This is a genomic window from Haloferax sp. AB510 (assembly GCF_024136985.1).
Classification (GTDB): domain Archaea; phylum Halobacteriota; class Halobacteria; order Halobacteriales; family Haloferacaceae; genus Haloferax.
Window position 1 is genome coordinate 1 of record NZ_JAMYJY010000238.1, and the last position, 594, is coordinate 594.

The 594-nt window shown below is 73.6% G+C and carries 1 protein-coding gene; it reads left to right on the plus strand.

Annotation, left to right across the window (positions count from 1 at the left end; translation table 11 throughout):
- Positions 1-594 (plus strand): MFS transporter (locus NKF06_RS20795; RefSeq protein WP_342766463.1); only part of this gene is annotated, 594 nt, incomplete at both ends.

The window sequence follows — 594 nt, forward strand, 5'->3', positions numbered from 1 at the left end:
CGTCCTCGTCCGCGTCTGGTACCCCGAGCGCTCGACGATGTCGGCGCGGCGGTTCGCCCGCGTCTCGGCCAGTATCCGCCGGCAGAGCGGCCTCGTCGGGCGTTCGGTCCGCGCGGTCCCGTACGGCCCCTCGCGGCTCTACTGGGCGCTCCAGAGCCTCGACCTCGACGACCTCCGAGCGCGGATGAGCCCCGAACTCCTCCGGTACCTCGCGGCCGCGACGCTGTTTTTCGTCGGTTTCTCGGTCTTCTTCGGGCCGCTGCCCGCGTACCTCGTCGGCTCCGGCCGGTCCGCCGACGAGGTGTTCGCCCTGTTCGTCCTGTCCAGTCTCGGGTCGGCAGTGAGCTACGCGAAGGTCGGCGCGTTCGCGGCGCGACACGACCCACGTCGCCTGCAGGCCGGCGCGCTGGCGACCCGTGGACTCGCCTTCCCGGCGGTGGCGGTCGTCGGCACGCAGCTCGCGGCGCTCGCCGCGCTCGTCACCCTCGGCGCGACGTTCCTCGTCATCGGCGTCACGTGGGCGGTCATCGCGGTGACGGCGACCGGGATGGTGACGCGGCTCGCGCCCGACCGGATTCGCGGGGAGGCCCTCGG